The 20,499-nt window shown below is 39.6% G+C and carries 14 protein-coding genes; 7 read left to right on the top strand and 7 right to left on the bottom strand.

Annotation, left to right across the window (positions count from 1 at the left end; all coding sequences use genetic code 11):
• Positions 1-29 precede the first annotated feature (29 nt).
• The 6 genes from LPB89_RS09320 (at position 30) to LPB89_RS09345 (ending at position 12,699) form a co-directional block, all read left to right on the top strand.
• Complete coding sequence (locus LPB89_RS09320) at positions 30-1,514, top strand: alpha-L-fucosidase (RefSeq protein WP_230701483.1); 1,485 nt, start codon at positions 30-32, stop codon at positions 1,512-1,514.
• 58 nt (positions 1,515-1,572) lie between these two features.
• Positions 1,573-3,765 carry a GH92 family glycosyl hydrolase gene (locus LPB89_RS09325; protein WP_230701484.1) on the top strand — a complete coding sequence of 731 codons (2,193 nt, stop codon included), beginning with the start codon at positions 1,573-1,575 and terminating at the stop codon, positions 3,763-3,765.
• An 11-nt stretch (positions 3,766-3,776) separates the two neighbouring features.
• Positions 3,777-6,437, top strand: coding sequence for a glycoside hydrolase family 3 N-terminal domain-containing protein (locus LPB89_RS09330; protein WP_230701485.1), 2,661 nt, complete (start codon positions 3,777-3,779; stop codon positions 6,435-6,437).
• Between the two features lie 250 nt (positions 6,438-6,687).
• Positions 6,688-9,783 carry a SusC/RagA family TonB-linked outer membrane protein gene (locus tag LPB89_RS09335; RefSeq protein ID WP_230701486.1) on the top strand — a complete coding sequence of 1,032 codons (3,096 nt, stop codon included), beginning with the start codon at positions 6,688-6,690 and terminating at the stop codon, positions 9,781-9,783.
• A gap of 17 nt (positions 9,784-9,800) precedes the next feature.
• Entirely contained in the window at positions 9,801-11,384 is a 1,584-nt protein-coding gene (locus tag LPB89_RS09340) for a SusD/RagB family nutrient-binding outer membrane lipoprotein (protein WP_230701487.1), read from the top strand.
• A 256-nt stretch (positions 11,385-11,640) separates the two neighbouring features.
• A complete protein-coding gene (locus LPB89_RS09345) occupies positions 11,641-12,699 on the top strand; it encodes an exo-alpha-sialidase (RefSeq protein ID WP_230701488.1) in 1,059 nt (352 codons plus the stop codon).
• Between the two features lie 30 nt (positions 12,700-12,729).
• Here LPB89_RS09345 and LPB89_RS09350 read toward each other — a convergent pair whose 3' ends face one another.
• Both LPB89_RS09350 and LPB89_RS09355 read right to left on the bottom strand, forming a co-directional pair.
• On the bottom strand, positions 12,730-13,569 hold the full coding sequence (locus tag LPB89_RS09350; RefSeq protein ID WP_230701489.1) for an alpha/beta fold hydrolase: 840 nt from the start codon (positions 13,567-13,569) through the stop codon (positions 12,730-12,732).
• A 678-nt stretch (positions 13,570-14,247) separates the two neighbouring features.
• The gene (locus LPB89_RS09355; protein WP_230701490.1) at positions 14,248-14,880 is read right to left on the bottom strand and encodes an NAD(P)H-dependent oxidoreductase; all 633 of its coding nucleotides are present in this window, start codon (positions 14,878-14,880) and stop codon (positions 14,248-14,250) included.
• A 108-nt stretch (positions 14,881-14,988) separates the two neighbouring features.
• On the opposite strand from LPB89_RS09355, the gene LPB89_RS09360 reads away from it, so the two are divergent.
• Positions 14,989-15,345, top strand: coding sequence for a helix-turn-helix domain-containing protein (locus tag LPB89_RS09360; protein WP_230701491.1), 357 nt, complete (start codon positions 14,989-14,991; stop codon positions 15,343-15,345).
• A gap of 2 nt (positions 15,346-15,347) precedes the next feature.
• Here the strand turns inward: LPB89_RS09360 and LPB89_RS09365 are convergent, their stop codons facing one another.
• The 5 genes from LPB89_RS09365 to LPB89_RS09385 all read right to left on the bottom strand — a co-directional run bounded on the left by LPB89_RS09365 (position 15,348) and on the right by LPB89_RS09385 (position 20,340).
• Positions 15,348-15,821, bottom strand: coding sequence for a MarR family winged helix-turn-helix transcriptional regulator (locus LPB89_RS09365; RefSeq protein ID WP_230701492.1), 474 nt, complete (start codon positions 15,819-15,821; stop codon positions 15,348-15,350).
• Positions 15,818-16,309, bottom strand: coding sequence for a GNAT family N-acetyltransferase (locus tag LPB89_RS09370; protein ID WP_230701493.1), 492 nt, complete (start codon positions 16,307-16,309; stop codon positions 15,818-15,820). The genes LPB89_RS09365 and LPB89_RS09370 overlap by 4 nt, the downstream gene beginning before the upstream one ends.
• 159 nt (positions 16,310-16,468) lie before the next feature.
• On the bottom strand, positions 16,469-17,740 hold the full coding sequence (locus tag LPB89_RS09375) for a PQQ-dependent sugar dehydrogenase (RefSeq protein ID WP_230701494.1): 1,272 nt from the start codon (positions 17,738-17,740) through the stop codon (positions 16,469-16,471).
• A gap of 187 nt (positions 17,741-17,927) precedes the next feature.
• Positions 17,928-19,148 carry a DUF763 domain-containing protein gene (locus tag LPB89_RS09380; RefSeq protein WP_230701495.1) on the bottom strand — a complete coding sequence of 407 codons (1,221 nt, stop codon included), beginning with the start codon at positions 19,146-19,148 and terminating at the stop codon, positions 17,928-17,930.
• A 148-nt stretch (positions 19,149-19,296) separates the two neighbouring features.
• Positions 19,297-20,340 carry a lipid A-modifier LpxR family protein gene (locus tag LPB89_RS09385; protein ID WP_230701496.1) on the bottom strand — a complete coding sequence of 348 codons (1,044 nt, stop codon included), beginning with the start codon at positions 20,338-20,340 and terminating at the stop codon, positions 19,297-19,299.
• Positions 20,341-20,499: the final 159 nt, after the last annotated feature.

The raw sequence follows: 20,499 nt of genomic DNA on the forward strand, positions 1-20,499 counted from the left end.
ATAAATAAAACATGATAAATAGAGTAAAAATGAAAAGAGGAATATTCATAATCGCCATTTTATTTTCGGTTCAAATGTTTTCACAAGCCATTTACGAAGATGAAAGATACGTGCCGGAAACCGATCCGTTAGTATTAAAAAATTTAGACACCTGGCAGGGCGAAAAATTTGGTCTGCTCATGCACTGGGGAACATACAGCGAATGGGGAATCGTAGAATCCTGGTCCATCTGCCCGGAAGATTATGGATGGTGCGAACGTAAAAAAGGAAGCAATCCCGGTAATTACAACGCGTATGTAAAAGAATACGAAGGCCTGAAAAAAACATTCAATCCGGTAAAATTCGACCCTGCAAAATGGGCCAAAGCCGCTAAATATGCCGGAATGAAATACATGGTTTTTACCACGAAACACCATGACGGTTTCAATATGTTTGATACCAAATATTCCGATTATAAAGTAACTGACGCCGGATGTGCATTCAGTACAAATCCAAAAGCGAATATTGCCAAAGAAGTTTTTAATGCCTTCAGAAACGAAAACTTATCCGTTGGGGCGTACTTCTCTAAACCGGACTGGCATAACGAAAATTACTGGGATCCGTACTTTCCGCCATTCGACAGAAACGTAAACTATGATCCGGCCTTATATCCGGAGAAATGGCAGAAATATGTTGATTTCACGCACAACCAGATTTTAGAACTATTATCCGATTACGGTAAAATTGATATTTTATGGTTAGATGGCGGATGGGTGAGAAAAAGAGACCAGCAAAACTTAAAAGAAAACTACGAAGAGAAGTTTGCCGAAAACGAATCCAAAAATGGTTTTATCAAACACAGAGTAGTGGATCAGGACCCAAAAATGGATGAACTGGTGGTAAAAGCACGTCAAAAACAACCGGGATTAATCGTGGTGGACAGAGCCGTACACGGAAAAAACCAAAACTATTTAACGCCTGAAAACCGTGTTCCTGATAAAACATTGCCTTATCCATGGGAATCCTGTATTACGTCAGGCGGGGGATGGTCGTATAGTCCGGGTGCGAAATACATGACCGGAAGAGAAGGCATCCACATGCTGATTGATGTTGTGGCAAAAGGCGGAAACTTATTGCTGAATGTGGCTCCAAGCCCGGAAGGTGAATGGGAGCAGGGGGCTTATGATTTACTGCAAGCCTACGGAGACTGGATGAAAGTAAACAGTTCCGGTATTTATAATACCAGACCAATCGAGCCTTTTAAGGAAAATAACATTTGCATGACGCAAAATAAAGCTGGAAACGTATTCCTGTTTTATCTGGCGAAAGAAGGAGAAACAAAAATTCCTGCGGAAGTGGTGGTAAAATCCATAAATCCTAAAAAAGGAACCAAAATCACCATGTTAGGTTCAAAAACAGCCTTAAAATGGACCAAAGAAACTCAGGGATTCAAAGTTGTAATTCCGGAAAGCTTAAGAAATAATTTACCGGCAAAAGAAGCCTGGACGTTAAAAGTGGAAGCCATTAACCGATAGCAATTAGAATATGGTTTTAAATAAAAGGATCACAATACAAACAGCATGTTTTTTGGGCATGCTGTTTTTTAGCACAGCTGTTTTAGCACAGCAACCGGCAGATTTTGTAAATCCGTTTATTGGAACTTCAAATTACGGAGCTGCTTTTCCGGGACCGATTGCGCCAAGAGGAATGGCCAGTATTAGTCCGTTTAACGTAGCAGGATCGCAGAATAAATTAGAAAAAGACAGTCAGTGGCTGTCCAATCCGTATGTACAGGAGAATACATTCCTGACCGGATTCAGTCAGGTCAATTTAAGTGGAGTAGGTTGCCCCGAATTAGGCGTTATATTGTTAATGCCAACAACAGGAGCCGTAGAAATCAATCATCTCACTTACGGCTCCACCTACTCAAACGAAGTGGCCAGGGCGGCTTACTACAGCGTCAATATTGACAAATACAACGTAAAAGCAGAATTTACAGCATCAAAAAGAGTAGGGGTCAGTAAATTTACTTTCCCAAAAGGAAAATCGAATGTGCTTTTAAATCTTGGTCTGGGTTTAACCAACGAAGAAGGAGCAATGGTAAAAGTAGTGTCTCCCTCAGAAATTGAAGGCATGAGAAGTGTCGGTTCTTTTTGTTATAACAGTCCCGAAGCGGCTTATCCGGTCTATTTTGTGGCGAGATTTTCCAAACCTGCCGATCAGTTTGGCGTTTGGAAAAAACCATCAAAATATGAAGGCACAGAAGCCCAATGGATGACCTATAACGGGAAAGCGAGAATGATGGAAAACACCACGAAAATGGTCGTTGGGGACAGCATAGGAACCTATTTTTCGTATCAGTTTGACAAAGAAGAAACCGTTGAGGTGAAAATTGGGGTTTCGTATGTAAGCATCGAAAATGCCCGTGAAAACTTAGAAAAAGAAACCGGAAATAAATCCTTTGAAACGGTTTATAAAGAAACCTGTGACGAATGGAATACTGAACTTTCGAAAATTCTGGTCGAAGGCGGATCAAAAGAAGATAAGACTATTTTTTACACAGCGCTGTATCATACTTTAATTCATCCCAATACTTTAAATGATTATAATGGAGAATACCCGGAAATCAAAAGAGGGAAAGTCGGAACAACCAAAAATACCCGTTACACCGTATTTTCATTATGGGATACGTACCGGAATCTGCATCAGCTGATGGCTCTGGCCTATCCGCAGCAACAGTCGGATATGGTGAAAAGCATGCTCGAAATGTATGATGAAAACGGCTGGCTTCCCAAGTGGGAATTAAATGCAACAGAAACCTTTACCATGGTCGGAGATCCTGCCAGTATTGTGATTGCAGATACCTACTTAAAAGGAATCCGTGATTTTGATATTCAAAAAGCGTACAGTGCCATGCTGAAAGGAGCAGACCAGATCGAAAATAATCCGTTGCGTCCCGGACTTAAAGAATATATCGAAAAAGGCTATCTGAGCACCAATCACCGTGGACCGGTTTCGACCACACAGGAATACAATGCCTCCGATTATTCGATTGCTCTTTTGGCGAAAGCCTTAGGCAAAAAAGAAGACGAGAAACGTTTTAAAAACCGTTCCCTATCGTACCGAAAATTATTCGATAAAAATTTAAAATTACTGCGCCCGAGAACTGCAGACGGAAAATGGTACGAACCCTTTGATCCTGTTGCCGGAGCTAATTTTGAAGAAAATATTGGTTTTATAGAAGGAAATGCCTGGCAATATGCTTTTATGGTACCGCATGATATCAGGGGACTTATAAAACTAATGGGTGGTGATAAAGCGTTTAGCAGCCAGTTGCAAAAAGTATTTGACAGCAAACAATTTGACATGGCCAACGAACCTGACATTGCTTATCCGTATCTCTTCAACTATATAAAAGGAAACGAATGGAAAAGCCAGGAAATGGTTCAAAAACTTGTTAGGAAATATTTTCAGAATCAACCCAAAGGCCTGCCGGGAAATGATGATACCGGAACCATGTCGGCCTGGCTGGTGTATTCCATGATGGGAATTTATCCGATAGCACCCGGCGATCCGGTCTATACGATTACCACACCGATGTTTGATAAAGTAACCATTCAACTGGATTCAAAATATTATAAAAATAAAAGTATTGTAATTGAAAGGGAAAAAAATACTGATGGCAAAATCAAAACAATTGAATTAGACGGAAAAAAACTCCCGGGTTATTTTATCTCTCACGATGATTTTGTGAATGGAAAAACACTAAAAGTGATACAAAACTAAACAACACAACTATGTTAACATTAAGAATGAAAAAAACAGCCATTATTTTCCTAATGGCTTTTAGTTTTTACAGCGAAGGGTATGCACAAAAAAAATTACCGTATCAGGATGCAAAAACACCTGTTGAAGATCGTGTAAAAGATTTGTTAGGCAGAATGAGCCTGGAGGAAAAAGTACGCCAGATGGACATGTACAAAGGCGAATACTTCAAGGAAAAAGAAGATTTCTCTAAATCAAAGTCCGATGTGCAAATTGGGAATTTAGGGATTGGTGCTATCCATGACATTTATCCCCGTTCGGCAAAAATGATCAACGATTTGCAGAGCGAGGTGATTAAAAAGAACAAATGGGGAATTCCGGCACTTATTATGTGTGAGATGCTTCACGGTTATTTAGATGACGGAAGCACCGCTTTCCCAATGAATATAGGTCTTGGGGCCACCTGGGATACCAATCTTATCGGTAAAGTCGGGCAGGTTATTGCGACCGAAGCCAGAGCACACGGCGTACATTTTGGTTTAGGTCCAAATTTAGATTTAGGCCGCGAACCACGCTGGGGAAGGGTTGCCGAAACTTTTGGCGAGGATGCCTATTTAAACAGCGAAATTGGTCTGGCCTTTATAAAAGGGATGCAGGGTGATGATTTAAAATCAGACCGTTCTATAATTGCAGAACCGAAACACTTTGCCGTACATGGGATTCCGCAGGCGGGAGGAAATTCTTCGCCGATTTTAGTGGGAGAGCGTTCGGCCCGTGAAGATCATCTTCCTTCGTTTGAAAAAGCATTCAGAAAAGGCGGTGCTTTAGGAACCATGTGTGCCTATTCGGAATTAGATGGAATTCCCTGCGCGGCAAACCACTGGCTGCTGACAGATGTTCTTAGAAAAGAATGGGGGTTTAAAGGAATTGTGGTTTCCGATTTAGGGGCGATCAAATACCTTCAGACCACGCATAATGTAACCGATTCCCCAAAAGAAAGTATCCGTGTAGCCATTCAGGCTGGTGTCGATATGCAGTTCTACGATTTTACAAACGAGTTCTGGCAAAAAACGGTTATTGAACTGGTGAATGAAAAAAAACTAACCATGGACGATATCGACCGTGCAGCGGGAGGTGTTTTGCGTCTGAAATTTTTACTGGGATTATTTGAAAATCCCTATACAGCCACCAACTTAATCAAAGACCGTTTTCATACCAAAGAAAATCAGGCTGTTGCTTTGGAAGCGGGTCTTAAATCGATGGTTTTGCTGAAAAATGAAAACAATACGCTTCCTTTAAATAAGGATATAAAAACAGTTGCCGTTATCGGACCAAATGCCAATGCCTCAAGATTAGGCGGATATGCGGTAAAAAACAAAATCGGAACTACGGTTTTAGAAGGGATCAAACAAGTTGTGGGAGCCAAAACAAACGTAATTTATGAAGAAGGCGTACCGTTGATCGTAATGGGACAGGTCATTCCGAAAGCCTATTTGCTGACGCCGGATGAATCTCAAAACGGATTAAAAGGAGAATATTTCAATAATAGAAATTTAGAAGGAAGTCCGGCACTGACCCGTATCGACAGTCAGTTGGAATTCGACTGGCCATGGTCTCCGGGAGACGGGGTGGCAGACGATGATTTTTCGATTCGCTGGACCGGCTTTATAAAATCAGAAAAAGCATTTGACGGCTGGCTGGGGCTAAGTTCTGATGACGGAATCAGAATGTGGATTGACGATCAGCTGGTGATTGACAACTGGACCAAAGGAGCCACGAATATGGTGACTACGCCCAAAAATATCGAAGCCGGCAAAAAATACAAAGTCCGCATAGAAATGTGGGAAGGAGGCTGGGGAGCCAGAGCCCACCTGCGCTGGAATTTAGAAAGAGTAAATTTACAGCCTGCTGTAGAAGCTGCTAAAAAAGCCGATGTTGCCATTGTGGTTTTAGGAGAATCAAACGAACTGGTAGAAGAAAACAGAGATGTAGCTTCTTTGGATTTACACGGCATGCAGCAGGAACTGATAGAAGCGATTCAAAAAACAGGGACTCCGGTCGTTTGCGTGTTATTAAACGGCCGTCCGCTTTCCGTAAACTGGATCAGTGAAAATATTCCTGCCATCGTAGAAGGCTGGTTTCCCGGTGAAGCAGGAGGTAAAGCGGTAGCCGATGTGCTGTTTGGAAATTACAATCCCGGCGGAAGACTGCCGATTACATTTCCTAAATCTGTCGGGCAGCTGCCTATCTATTACAACCAGAAACCATCTGCCATTCACCGATACGTGAGCGAAAGCGAAAATCCGCTTTATACTTTCGGCTATGGTTTAAGTTATACGACTTTCGAATATTCAAATCTTACTTTAAGCAGTAAAGAAATTAAAAGTACCGGAGAACTTAAAGTTACCGTCAATGTAAAAAACACCGGAAATTATGACGGAGATGAAGTAGTGCAATTGTATATCGATGATGTATACAGCAGCGTCACTACTCCGAAGAAAACACTGAAGGGTTTCAAAAGGGTATTCATTAAAAAAGGAGAAACCAAACAGGTAGAATTTGTTTTAACAGCTGACGAATTAAGTCTGTGGGACAAAGAAATGAAGAGAGTGGTTGAGGCCGGTGATTTTGAAGTTATGGTCGGCGGAAATTCGACAAATTTGCAAAAACAAAGCTTCAAGGTCATCAATTAATAGTTGCATTAAAAAAAGAGGATATTCAATGATTTAAGTATTTCGTAAAGAATACGTTTAATAATTGGAAGAATCGTTTGGATTAATAACATGTTATGGTTTAAAAAGTAAGGATTTTAACTATGAAAAAATGAAGGTTTTTATAAATGTGTAACGTACACCTTTTCAAAATTGTCATTTGTCGAAATAATGATTAGTTAACAAACCCTATTATTAAATTTAACATGTTATTAACTCAAAAAACAACTATATGATTAAAGATGTACTAAAATTACTGTTGGTAGTTTGCCTGTTCGGATTTCAAAGTCTTCAGGCACAAACGACAGTAAAAGGGACTATCACAGATGCTTCCAGCGGAATTCCAATCCCGGGAGCGAATGTTGTGGTAAAAGGAACAAAAACTAGTGTGTCAACAGATTTTGATGGGAAGTACAGTATTAATGTTCCAAACCAGTCAGCAGTATTAGTATTCTCTTATGTAGGCTCAGCTACAAAAGAAATCCCTGTTGGAACACAATCGACCCTCAATGTTACGTTGGGCGCAGACACGAACCAGTTAGGCGAGGTAGTAGTAACCGCTCTTGGTATCAAAAGAGAGAAAAAATCGATTACCTATTCTGCGCAAAACATTGCGGTAGATGAGCTTTCAGAAGCAAGATCACTAAACGTTGCCAACTCACTTTCCGGTAAGGTTGCAGGTCTTAACTTCTCTACTACTTCAAACGGGGTAGGAAGTTCATCAAGAATCACACTTAGGGGGAACAGATCCCTTAATGGTAACAACCAGCCGCTTTATGTAGTGGATGGTGTGCCAATCAGTAACGGAACCACAACAGGAAATCCTGATATTGATACAGGAGGAACCACTCAGCCTGATGGTATTTCAAACATCAACCCGGAAGATATTGCTTCTATGACGGTTCTTAAAGGACCTTCCGCAGCAGCTCTTTATGGAAACAGAGCAAGTAATGGTGTTATTATTATTACGACTAAATCCGGTAAAGCAGGAAAAACTTCGGTTTCGCTTTCTTCTAATTTTATGGCTTCTTCCGCTTATAATTTAACCAACTTCCAAAACGAATACGGTCAGGGAGACGGAGGAGTTTACAATCCGATTTCTGTATCAAGCTGGGGTGCAAAACTGGACGGACGTCAGGTTGCAGCATGGCAGTTATCACGTAATCCTAATTACGCAGGTCCTGCAACTACAAGCTATACACCACAACCGGATAATGTTATTGATTTTTATAAAACAGGATATAACCTGGCTAATACCTTGTCTATTACGACAGGAAATGAAAAAGCACAAGGATATTTCTCTTATACAAATACTCGTGCAGAAGGTATTGTGGGCGGTAATGCTTTAGACAGACATAACCTTAACTTAAGACTGACCAGTAAATTATCAGATAAACTTTCTTTGGATGTAAAAACAAACTACATCGTTCAGAACATCGATAATTTATTAAGAACCGGTGAAGAGTCTATAGGTACCTCTGCTTATTTATTGCCTCGTAGTATTAAATTTAACGAATACAAAAATTTTGAATACACGGATGCTGCAGGACAATTGCAACAAAACTACTTCATAGACGAAGCAGGTTCTCCTGGTGGAAATCCGTACTGGTCTGCCTTACGTGATGATTCCCGTAAAGACAAAAGAAACAGATTTATAGGTCTTGCCTCTCTTAAATATGACTTTACAAATACGTTAAGTTTACAGGTAAGAACCGGTTTAGATCAAATGACGAATAAATTGGTCAGAAACAGATATGCAACAAGAGCATTTAACAACAACTTAGGTTCCTATAGTGAGTCATATGAAACCGTAAGTGAGTTTAATACAGATGCATTACTTTCTTATAAAGAAACATTCGGTGACTTTACAATTGGTCTTAATGCCGGTGCCAACATGCTGAAACAATCCAGTTCTTCATTAAATTCCGGTGGGGTTTTAAGCAAAAGAAACTATTTTTCTTTAATCAATGTAGCGACAGTTCAGTCTCTTTCTGCCATGTCAGAGAAACAAGTTAATTCCGTTTACGGGTTTTCTCAAATCGGATTCAGAAATTACCTCTTCTTAGATTTAACAGCAAGAAATGACTGGTCTTCTGCATTACCGTCACAAAACAGATCTTTCTTTTATCCTTCGGTAGGTCTTTCTGCTGTAATATCAGATATGGTAACTTTGCCGGAAGTGATCAGCTTTACCAAAATAAGAGGTTCTTACGCAAAAGTGGGTAATGATACAGATCCTTTTCAGACAAGTTCACAATTATCTTATATTGGTGGTAACGGTGGTATGTTGTATTCTCAGACTACAGCTGCAAATCCTAACCTTAGACCTGAAATGTCAAGTTCTACAGAGTTTGGTGCAGACGTGAGATTTTTTAAAAACCGTTTGGGATTAGATTTTACGTATTTCCAGACCAAAACATCAGATCAGATTTTCTTTATCAATACGCCTGAATCTTCTTCAAAATCAAGAGCAGTGTTAAATGGTGGTGATATCGAAAACAAAGGTGTCGAGCTTACGCTTACGGCAACACCAATCCAGACCGAAAATTTCTCGTGGGATATTATGGCGAATTACGCGTCTTATAAATCAAAAATTACGTCTATCTACGATAACAGAGAAGAATTGGTTATTGGTGAAGGAAGGTTAGTGAGAAGTAAAGTAATCAAAGGAGGAGAATACGGAGATTTATACATCAAAGGATTCCAAAGAAGCCCTGACGGCCAGGTTATTGTAAACGCTGCGGGTATTCCGTTGGCAACAGATGATTTTAGCGTTCGTGCCGGTAATTTCAACCCGGACTGGACAGCTGGTTTTAAAAATAATTTCAGATATAAAGATTTTTCACTAAGTTTCCTTGTTGATTTCAGAATTGGCGGAGAGGTGATCTCCTATTCACAGGCAAGAGAAGCCGGTTTAGGAGTAAGTGATGTAACTTTAGCCGGAAGAGAAGGTGGTATTGTGGTACCTGGTGTTGTTTCGAATGGAAACGGAACGTACTCTCCAAACACTACAAGTATTACCGCTGAACAATACTGGACAGCCATCGGACAAAGAACACCGGTAGCAGAACCTTTTATTTATGACGCAACAAACATCCGATTAAGAGAACTTGTATTTGGTTATTCATTGCCAAAACGTATGTTGCTGAACAGTGGTTTTGCCAATATCGATTTCTCAATAGTAGGAAGAAATTTATTTTTCTTCTTAAACGAAGCGAAATATTTTGATCCTGAAGCAGGAGCGGGTACAGGTAACTTACAAGGTATCGAGTCTTTCAATATTCCTTCAACGAGAGAATATGGTGTGAATGTGAAGTTTGGATTTTAATTTAAAAAAGAAATAATATGAAAAATAATAAAATTAAAACAATAGGAGTGGTCATGTCGATGCTCTGTGTTTTTTCAAGCTGTACACAAGATTTTGATGAGATAAACACCAATAAAAATACGTTGACAGAAGATCAGTTAGATCCTACTCTTGCAGGTCCCGCATTTGCCTCAGCATTGTATGCCGGGATCCACAACGGATCTTACTCTTCACCGGGAGTAGATGATCAGGGAACCTGGGGTATTGCAACAGGTATTTTGCCTTCTACTTTTACACAATATTTAAGTTGTGGATATGGTACAGAAAGAAATGCATTTGTAAATGGGTATGAAGGACGTGGATGGTTAAGATTTTACACCGTTGCGGTACCGGCCTTAAACAATGCAATCAAAGCATCTGCAGGAAATGCTGACGCTCTTGCCGTATTAAAAATCTGGAAAGTATTTATGTACAATCAAATGACAGATGCTTACGGTCCGATTCCTTACACAGAAGCAGGGAACAATAAGGAAAAAGTGCCATATGATAGTGTAGAATTTATTTATGCAGACTTTTTTAAACTGTTAGACGAAGCAAATGCTACCTTAAATGCTACTTCGGCAACGACAGTGGGTACACTTCAGCCTAATGACAGAATATATTCAGGAAATGTACAAAACTGGAAAAAATTCGGAAACAGCCTAAGACTGCGTTTAGCCTTAAGAATTTCGGATATTGATCCTGCAAAAGCAAAAGCTCAGGCAGAAGCTGCAGTAGCTGCAGGTGTTATAGAAACGAATGAGCAAAGTGCTACTTTTAAAGTGAGTAATATTACCCCAAACAACATGAATATGATTGTAAATGCCTGGGGGTATTATATGACAGCTTCAATGGAAAGTCTTTTGGTAGGATATGGTGATCCAAGATTGGCAAAATGGTTCTCTCCAATTGATACAGGTGTGTATCAGGGAAGACCGGTTGGAGGTTTACAAGGCCAGTTTGGAACTACTAAATTCTCTATGTTCAATAATGACGTACTCGGAAGTGGTTCTAATGGAAGTCTTAGTGAAACCAAAAACATTGAAGTCTTCATGGCTTCCGAAAACTTTTTGAGCAGAGCCGAAGGTGCATTGAACGGATGGAACATGAGTGGTACTGCACAAAGCCTTTACGAGCAGGGTATCGCTTTATCATTGAGACAATGGGGGATAACTGATGCTACCACTATCAGTAACTATATCTCAGGAACCTCTAAACCAAGTGTGCCAAATGTGGCAGCAACTTATCCAGCGTTAGGTTTACAAACTGTTCCCGTAACACTTCCTGTAGCATGGGATGCTTCTGTAGCCAACCAGCGTACACAAATTGCAGTTCAGAAATATTTAGCGATATTCCCTGAATCCTGGGAAGCATGGGCTGACTTACGCAGAAGTGATGCTAAAGTTATTTACCCGGTATTGAATACAGACAATCTGGACGCCGGAGTAGGGAAAAGCTTAATGAAACGTGTCATCTTTGTGACCAATGAATATTCATCAAACAGGGATGCCGTAAGAGATGCTATCTCAAAATTAGGTGGTCCTGATTCAGGAGGAACCAAACTTTGGTGGGATACAAAATAAGCAGTTTAAGTAAAGTTTAGTTTAAGGGATTCGTTACTTAACAAGGCAAAAAGGAGAGGTAACTCTCCTTTTGCTGTTTTTGGGAATTAGATAATTAGATAATTAGATAATTTGATAATGAGAGATGGGAGATGCGAGTGAAAACTTGAAACTTGAAACTTGAAACCTGAAACCTGAAACCTGAAACGTGAAACGTGAAACGTGAAACATGAAACTTGAAACATGAAACCTCAAAACCTGAAAATATAAATTAAAAATGATTTTAAAATGTAAACCTATAGTAATTCTATTGCTGGCGCTTGGTGTTTCCTGTACCTCTGTACCGAAGAAAAACCTGCAGGCAGCAAATATTACGCAAAGTTATATTGCCGATGAACCTGTTACCCATAACAGCCATGCGGCAACTCTTGTCGAAATTAAGCCCAATCAGCTTATGGCGGCATGGTTTGGCGGGAAATATGAAGGCGCAAAAGACGTGGGAATTTATTTTTCGCTGTATAAAGACAAAAAATGGTCCGTACCTCAGAATCTGATTCAGCCTGCCATTATTAAAGGTGATACGTTGCCGTGCTGGAATCCGGTATTATTCAAAAGCAAAAGCAAAAGCAATATTTTGTATTTGTTTTATAAAGTCGGAAAAAATCCGAGAGAATGGCTCGGCGCCATGATTACGTCGAAAGATAATGGAGCGACCTGGAGTGCCCCAAAGTACCTGCCCGAAGGAATTCTCGGTCCAATCAAAAACAAACCCGTTGAGGTGGTTCCTGGCGTTATTTTATGCGGCAGCAGTACAGAAAGTACCGAAAACAACCAATGGCGGGTACATGTTGAAACGTACACAGAAGCAACCGATACCTGGGAAAAAATAGCGGTGGAAGACAAAAAACAGTTTGATGTGATTCAGCCCACGTTTTTAGTGCACGCCAATAACACGATTCAGATGTTATCGCGAAGCAAACACAATAAAATAATAACAAGCTGGTCAAAAGACAATGGGAAAAACTGGGCGGAAACGGATAGTCTCAATGTGGTAAATTCCAATTCGGGAATTGATGCTTTAACGTTATCCAAAAAAGCTTTTTTACTGGTTAATAATCCATTGCCGCAGGGAAAAGACTGGTTTAACGGACGTAATATCCTTGACGTGGAATATTCATCAAACGGAATGGTATGGAAAAAGCTCTTTGATCTCGAAAACCAAACGGAAGGAGAATTCAGTTACCCGGCCATTATAAAGACCACAGACGGAAAAATTCATGTTTTGTATACCTACAACAGAAAATATATCAAACATGTCGCATTTGACGTAATCTGAGTAAAAGAGGAAGCAGTAACTTCCTCTTTTTTAATGCATATATTTCACAAAATTGATGATGTATTTGGTAGTCAGTTCCGGATATTGATGCTGAGGTCCGTGCCCCGTTTCAGAATAGACGATCAGTTGTGCATTAACCATTTGATTGATGACAGGATACCAGTTTTCTACCGCAAAACTAATGTCATGATCTCCCGAAATAACCAGCACCGGCGTTTTTGTTTTTTTAAGCTGTTCCCTAAAGTTTAAAACATCTTCGCGAAAACCTTCTCCACCCGCGAAGTAAGCCTGAAAAGCAGCCATAGTCGAAGGGATTTTTTTGACATCTATTTTTTTATGAATCCGGTCATGGGACGCTTTTGCAGCAGCACGGCTTCTTTCTGATTTCGGTTCGAAAAACAGCACCACTTCATCCTCAAAATCATTGAGTGGTTTTAGGGCAGCATCCAGAAAAGCCTGCTCAAACGGAACCTCATTTTGACCCGGTGGATTTGTTCCCAATAAAATAGCATGAGTGACCAGATTTGGATACAATAAAGTAGCGGCCTGAGCGACCAGCCCACCGTAAGACCATCCTAAAACCATAAAAGTGCCTAGTTTCAGCCAGTCGGCAAGATCTTTTATGTCTTTCGCTACAATGGCAATGTCGGAGGCCATAGTTCCGCCTGAAGAGCCAATTCCGGAGTAATCAAAAGTGATGACATTAAATCGTTTAGCCATCATGGTTATAAATAACGGATCCCAGGTATCAAGAGTTCCTCTGAAACGGTTTACAAAAATGATCGTTTTTCCTTTACCATAAGAACGATAGGCAATCTTCCGATCGCCCGTATCGGCAAAATGGGTCTCTGTTTCGTAAAATTTTTTCATAATTATAGTATAAAAGATTGAAAAAGGATGAGTCGGTTTTTAAAGAGGATTTCAGGTAAAAAGGATTAAAATTCCTTACAGCTCAGTTTTTCTGGTTGGTTTAGTGATCATAAGATGGACAAAGATCAGACCAGATGTAAGAACGTGTAAATGGAGGATGTTTCAGCTATTGCTGCTTTTTGAATAACGATATTTCGCTATCCTTTTTTGATATTTCATGTATTTTTAATAAAAAATCAAAATTGTTTAAATATAGTAAAATATTTAATGAAGAAATATTAAGTAATTGTAATTCAGTGTTTTGATTTTGTTAAGTTGTTGCTTTAACCGGGTTTAGCTTTGTGTTAGATATAAAATTAATAGCCTCCGGCTTTAGCTGGAGGTTCTAATAAAGCAACGCAGGCTTTAGCCGAATTTTTAAAAAGCGTTTTAAATTAAGACCTGTAATTTTATTGGGCTAAAGCCTTCACAGGAATTCATTTGAACCTCCAGCTAAAGCAGGAGGCAATTCAAGTCATCTTAAAAGATAAATAACTTTTAGATTCAGATAATGTTTTAAAATAAATAGTATTCGGATAACTGTGGTCCTGAACTGAACTGATAACTAAAAAAAAAATGCTTTTGAAGTACCTTGCAGGCAATTTCAAAAGCATTTTTAATAAAGCAGAAATTAATTTCTTATTTGATTTCTGTTACGAATTCATTTTGTGGCGTTCTCACTTTTTTCATGTTTACCAGCCAGTCGTTTGCCTCATCTCTGTAACCAAGCGTAAGAATGACAGCACTTTTAAGACCAAGTTCGTTCAGTCCTAATAACTTATCTACTTCAGCAGGAACAAATCCTTCCATAGGTGTGGCGTCTACTTTTTGTTCAGCAGCGGCAGCAATTGCGATACCAAACGAAATATAAGCCTGTTTTGCTGCATGTATAGCGTGCCATTCCTGACCAAGAGGCTCGTACATTCCCCAAAGCATTTTTTTATAATCATCCATGGCTTCAGCAGGTAATCCTCTTTCTTTAACCGTTCTGTCAAATACCGCTGAAATTTTTTCTAAAGAATATCCGTCCCAGGCTGCGAAAACCAACACATGCGATGCATCGGTAATCTGGCTCTGGTCAAAACCTACTGCCCTGATTTTTTCCTGTAATTCTTTATTCGAAATTACAAAAATCTGATAAGGCTGTAAACCGGATGAGGAAGGAGCTAATTTTGCTGCTTCAAGAATATAATCCAGTTTCTCCTGCGGAACAACTTGTCCGTTCATTTTTTTGGTAGCATAACGCCACTGAAGTGCTTCTATTAAGGCCATATTTTTATTAAAATTTAAAATTCCTGTCAAAAGTAAAGACTTTAAGTTTATTTTTGTCATCTGATTACCAAAAGTAACTGTGACATCGGGGTAACTAACTAACATGCTATGATAAAAGAGCCAGAACACGACCAGCAAAAATGCAACAAAAACATCATGGCAGTGCACGATGCCATGGATATTCTCAACGGAAGATGGAAGATTTCGATTATTGCTTCCCTGTGTTTTAGTACTTTACGATTCACCGATCTTTTAAGGGAAGTGGAAGGAATTTCGGGTAAGATGCTGAGCAGGGAACTGAAAAACCTGGAAGAAAATCAGTTGGTGACACGAACGGTTTTAAACACGCAGCCCATAACGGTCGAGTATGAGTTAACGCAATATGGGCATACCCTAAAAGAAGTGATCGAATCACTGGCAAAATGGGGTCACAACCATAGAAAAAAAATAACAGGTAAACTGTAATATTACCTGCTGCGTTCCGAAACACGCTGAAAAAAGCCCTGTGTCGCTAATTTTTGTTCAGCTTCTTCGATGGCTTTTAAAAGATTGTTTTGGTTATCAGCAATTTCGGCCAGCGTGTTTTTCATAACCGTCCAGACCGGCTGCATTTTTTCAACGAGTTCTTTTCCTTTTGGAGTAAGCACAATTAATCTTTTTCGCTCGTCTGTTTTATCTTTTTTAGAACTGATGATTTTTAGTTTTTCAAGTTCTTTCAGTAAACTGATCGTCGAAGGGTGAGAATAACCAATTTCGTTTGCAATTTCAACCACGCTCAGCATTTCTTTGATATGTAAAGTATAAATTACAGGAAACCACTTGGGCTCAAAATCAATATTAAAAGATTTATAAACCAAAGCACCATCTTTACGCAATTGCTCACTTAAGCGCTGTAACCGGGTGGACAGCGCAAGAGTTCCTATTTCATCAATTATATTCATTTGGTCTGATTTAGTTGTAAGTGACAGAACACATTGTCGGGTCTCATTATAGGAAAATCACCAGGAAGTGATTCTTTGGGGATGGTAATGAAATTATTCCTTTCATAAAATCGCAATGCAGCCTGTAATATAGTAACGGTTCCTAAATATAAGTTTTTTAAGCCGTTTTCTTCACTATATCGTATTAATTGTTCCAACAATTGCTGGGCGATACTATAGTCCTTTCCTCTGTATTCTTTTCGCACAAACATTTTTCTGATGGCTCCGTCTTCTGCATTAAATTTAACCAGAGCAATAGTCCCCACCAGTTTTCCATCAATAAAAGCACCAAGAAAACAGCCGCCCGACTCGAAATAAAAGTTTTTAATGTTCAGTAAATCCGGCTGATCTTCCAGGGTAATCGGCACATTGAATTCTTTCTGCTGAATGTTTAAAATCAAGTCAACGATTTCTTTTTCATATTCATTCTGGATAAGTTTTATTTCCATTTTTATTTCAAATTAGATATAGGTACAAAACTACGTAGTTGAATACATATATCCAAATAAAAAAACTGAAAAGTATATAAAAACACCTTTCAGTTAGTGATTACAGTGATTGATCAGAGATGAAGAATGAAATTTTTCATCTCTGATCAATTGTTCTGCTTATTTTGCAATTTTATAGATTTTAGCATTTGCGCCATCTGTAACAGCATACAAAGCGCCGTCTTTTCCTTCTAAGACATCTCTAAAACGGCTGTTGGCAGCGGTAAGTAATCTTTCTTCGGCCACTACAACATTGTCTTTAAGGACAAGTCGTACGACATGCTGACCACTTAATGCAGCGGCAAATAAATTATTTTTCCACTCCGGAATTAAATTTCCTGAGTAAAAAGTAATTCCGCTTGGCGAAACTACAGGATCCCAATAATAAACCGGTTGTTCCATACCGCTTTTGGTTGTAATACCATCTCCGATTTTTGCACCGCTATATTCAAGACCATAGGTAATGGTTGGCCAGCCGTAATTTTTACCAATTGCAATTCTGTTGATTTCATCACCTCCAAGCGGACCATGTTCTGCTTCCCAAAGTTCTCCGGTTACAGGATGTACGGCAAGCCCCTGAGGATTTCGGTGTCCGTACGAATAAATTTCAGGCAATACACCAGTCTGACCAATAAACGGATTTCCTGCTGCAGGTTCACCATTTTTGGTAATGCGTACAATCTTACCGAGAGCAGCATCTAATTTTTGAGCCAGCGGTCTTGATGCAATATCAGAACGTTCGCCTGTACTTACAAAAAGATTTCCCTGTTTGTCCCAGGCAAGGCGTGAACCGTAATGCAGCGTGCTGTTAAACTCCGGAATCGCTTTGTAGATTACAACGGCATTTTCGATTTTTGTCTCGTCTGCAGAAAGTTTTCCTTTTGCTACGGCTGTTGCAGTACCTGCAGTTCCGTTAAATGAAAAACTCCAGTATATCATTCGGTTTGTAGCAAAGTCAGGATCAACCGCAACATCCAGTAAACCGCCTTGACCGTTACTGTTTACTGCCGGAATTCCGGTAATTGTTCCGCCCACAGTTCCGGCCTGAGTAACAATTCTCATGGTACCCGCTTTTTGAGTTACGATAATTCTTCCGTCAGGTAAATTATCCATTCCCCACGGACTGGCCAGACCTTCGGCAAAAACTTTACTGGTATAAGCTGTTTCGGTTTTTATCCCTGCAATTCGGGTTTGCCCTTTAAATGCGGCAACATAAGTGGAGTTTGCAGGTTTCGTTTCTACCGGAGGAAGTGTTCCAACAGGTACGTCATCATCGTCATCATCACCATTATTATTGTTATCGTCGTTATTGCAGGATAACTGTGTAAGTGCCAGGAATAAAACAGAAAGATATACGAAAACATTCTGCTTTTTTAGAAATGGGTTTTTCATAATGTAAATTTTTTAATGTTAAAATTATCTCAATATAAATATAACCCTCTTTAAGATAATTTTATTGTTTTGCGATTTACATAATTCCCATGTTTAGGGTAAGAAGCGTGTTAAAATTGAAAATACAGATCTGTTTATGAGTGTGTTACGATATTTAGCTTTCCTAGCTTTAAAAAAATTAAAAAAATTAAAACAATTCCAACTGATTTCCGGGATTTGCAGGTTTGTTTTTTGGAGGTTTGGCCTCGCCGAAAATGGTTTTGCCGCCGTATAGATGTGATTCGTTTCTTTCTTTTTGAATCAAAGCATCAAAATTAGTGTTTGGAGTAAAACCTTCTTCTGCGTTTCGGGAAATTTCAGATAATTTTCGAATCGCATCGACTTTATCACTGTTGCCAATTTTGGCACGGTTAATTGCTCTTTGTAAAGTGGTAATCGTTTCGTCGTAAATCTTTAACGGAACGGGGAAAGGATGACCGTCTTTTCCACCATGTGCAAAAGAAAAGCGGGCAGGGTCTTCAAAACGTGTTGGTGTTCCGTAAATAATTTCGCTTACTAAGGCTAACGATTGCAGGGCTCTTGGTCCCATTCCTTTTAGAAGTAAAAGGTCCTCGAAGTCTTCCGGTTTGTTTTCGTGTGTGGCCCATAACATCGCTCCAAGACGTTTCATGTTAACATCTTCTATTCTCACGTCATGATGTGACGGCATAGAGAGATGTTGCATTTCCTTCATAATTTTGGTCGGGGATTCTTTCGATAATTCTAAAATACCGGCCCGGGATTTCTCCGCTGTTCCGGCAGTAAGATTAAGAATAGGCCCCTGATTTTCGCCGTAAATAAAGGTATGAGGTTCATTGATAAAGGACTTTAAATCCTGGGAATGCCAATGGTATCTTCTGGCCGTTTTCGAATTCGGGTTCATTCCCTGCTGGATCACCGCCCATTGTCCTTTGTTATCCACAATAAAATTATGCTGGTACAACTGAAAACCATCCTGAATCGCCGTGTTGTCTACTTTGGCGGTAAGCCTGCTGCAATTCGCCAGATCATTACCATCAAGTCCGGTTTTTTCGCCTACAAACAAAAGTTCCTGCGGAGTGAGCATCGAATGTTTGCCTTTTCCGCCACAGATGTAAATTCCGAGTTCTTTCGAATGTGGATTTACCGATTTTTTTAAAGCGCCCAAAACCGAAGTCGTTATTCCCGAAGAATGCCAGTCCATGCCCATAACCGCACCAAAACTCTGAAACCAAAACGGATTGCTCAGCTTACTGATGACTTCAGAAGTTGAAAATTCCATGGCAATCGTCTCGACAATCGCAAAGCCAAGTTTTGACATACGGTCAGCGAGCCACAAAGGAACATGGCCATAATGTAAAGGAAGATCTGCCGTACCGGAACGTTTCATAGGAAGGATTTGGATGGCTGTAAAATTACAAAAAAAGAGAAGGGAAAGTTGTTAAAGCATTATGCGGTTTTGGAAAGGAAAGAATGGATTTGAAGGTTTTTGTTAAAGGGAATTAAGTGAAAAAACATTCTTCCCGCAGAAAATTTCACTATCGATTCCATCGGGCCGGAGAATATCCCAGTGAAATGCCGCCCCAGTAATGAAAATCTTTGCCTCCGCTATATTCCCTGCTTCTTCCGTACAAGGCATATTTTAAATAAACCCGGTCTTTGATCAGTAGATTTACTCCGGCACTTAGATCAAATACAATGCGGTTGATGTCGCTATGCGGAATTGTATAAATGCTGTGATCGCTGAACAGTAGCCCTTCTAAAGTGGCGTTGTAAGCCACAGCTCTTATTTCTGGTGTGATAAAAACATTCATCCGGATGGCAGGAAAAATAAGATTTGTTTTTTTTAGAAAAGTGCCCGGAACACTCGGAGAATAGTCCTGCATAATGCCGCTGTTTAAATTAAGGAGGTTTATTTTAATGCCGCCTTTTACATTGGCAGTATAGTTTCCTGCTTCTGCTCCGCCACGCAAACGCAGTTGCAGCCAGCTGCATTTTCCATCAGCATTAAATCCCGAAAAGACGGGATATTCCAGTCGGGCATTATAATTAAAAATAAAAGATCCCTTGTATCCAATCTGATTGTCCCAGCCCATGGGCACATCCCGTGTGGATCCGAACCAATGGTGTTTATGAATGTAGGATTGTGCATTGCCGGGCAGGGATGTTCCTATGGCACCAATTACAATTTCACTTTGCAGTACAGCTCCCGTGACCAGATTATAGGAAGTGTTTCCGAAATTCAGGAACATCAGTGAAGCGTAAGGCCTGTCATCTGTTAGGGGTTCTGATGCTGCTAAATTTTGGGGTGTGTACGCTGTTCCTCCAATGCCAATGCGCTGAATAGTCAGTGATTCTTCCGGCTTTTTGTATTTAAAAAAAGGAAACCATTTTACCAGTTCCGGAAACTGGACTTCTATTTTGGCACTTCCGGTATAATTTTCATCTTTATTATGAATGGCTAAAAAATCATTTTCAGTGGTAAAGAGTACCTGAAAACCTTTTCCCTGAGCCTTTACATCAGACAGAAAAAGCAGCATTATAATCAATAGTACAGGACGAAATAAGGAATTACTTTTCATATTATCAGGCTTTAATATGGTCAATAGTCGATCTGTGTCGGTTCGGTATTTATTTCTTTATGCTAAAATAGAAAGAAAATGAGTACAATTTTTAAAATTAGCCCAAACTTTAAAGTAAAAAACCTGTAAACAATAGATTTACAGGTTTTTTTGAAGTTT

It is taken from the genome of Flavobacterium sp. ENC, assembly GCF_020991415.1.
Lineage (GTDB): Bacteria > Bacteroidota > Bacteroidia > Flavobacteriales > Flavobacteriaceae > Flavobacterium.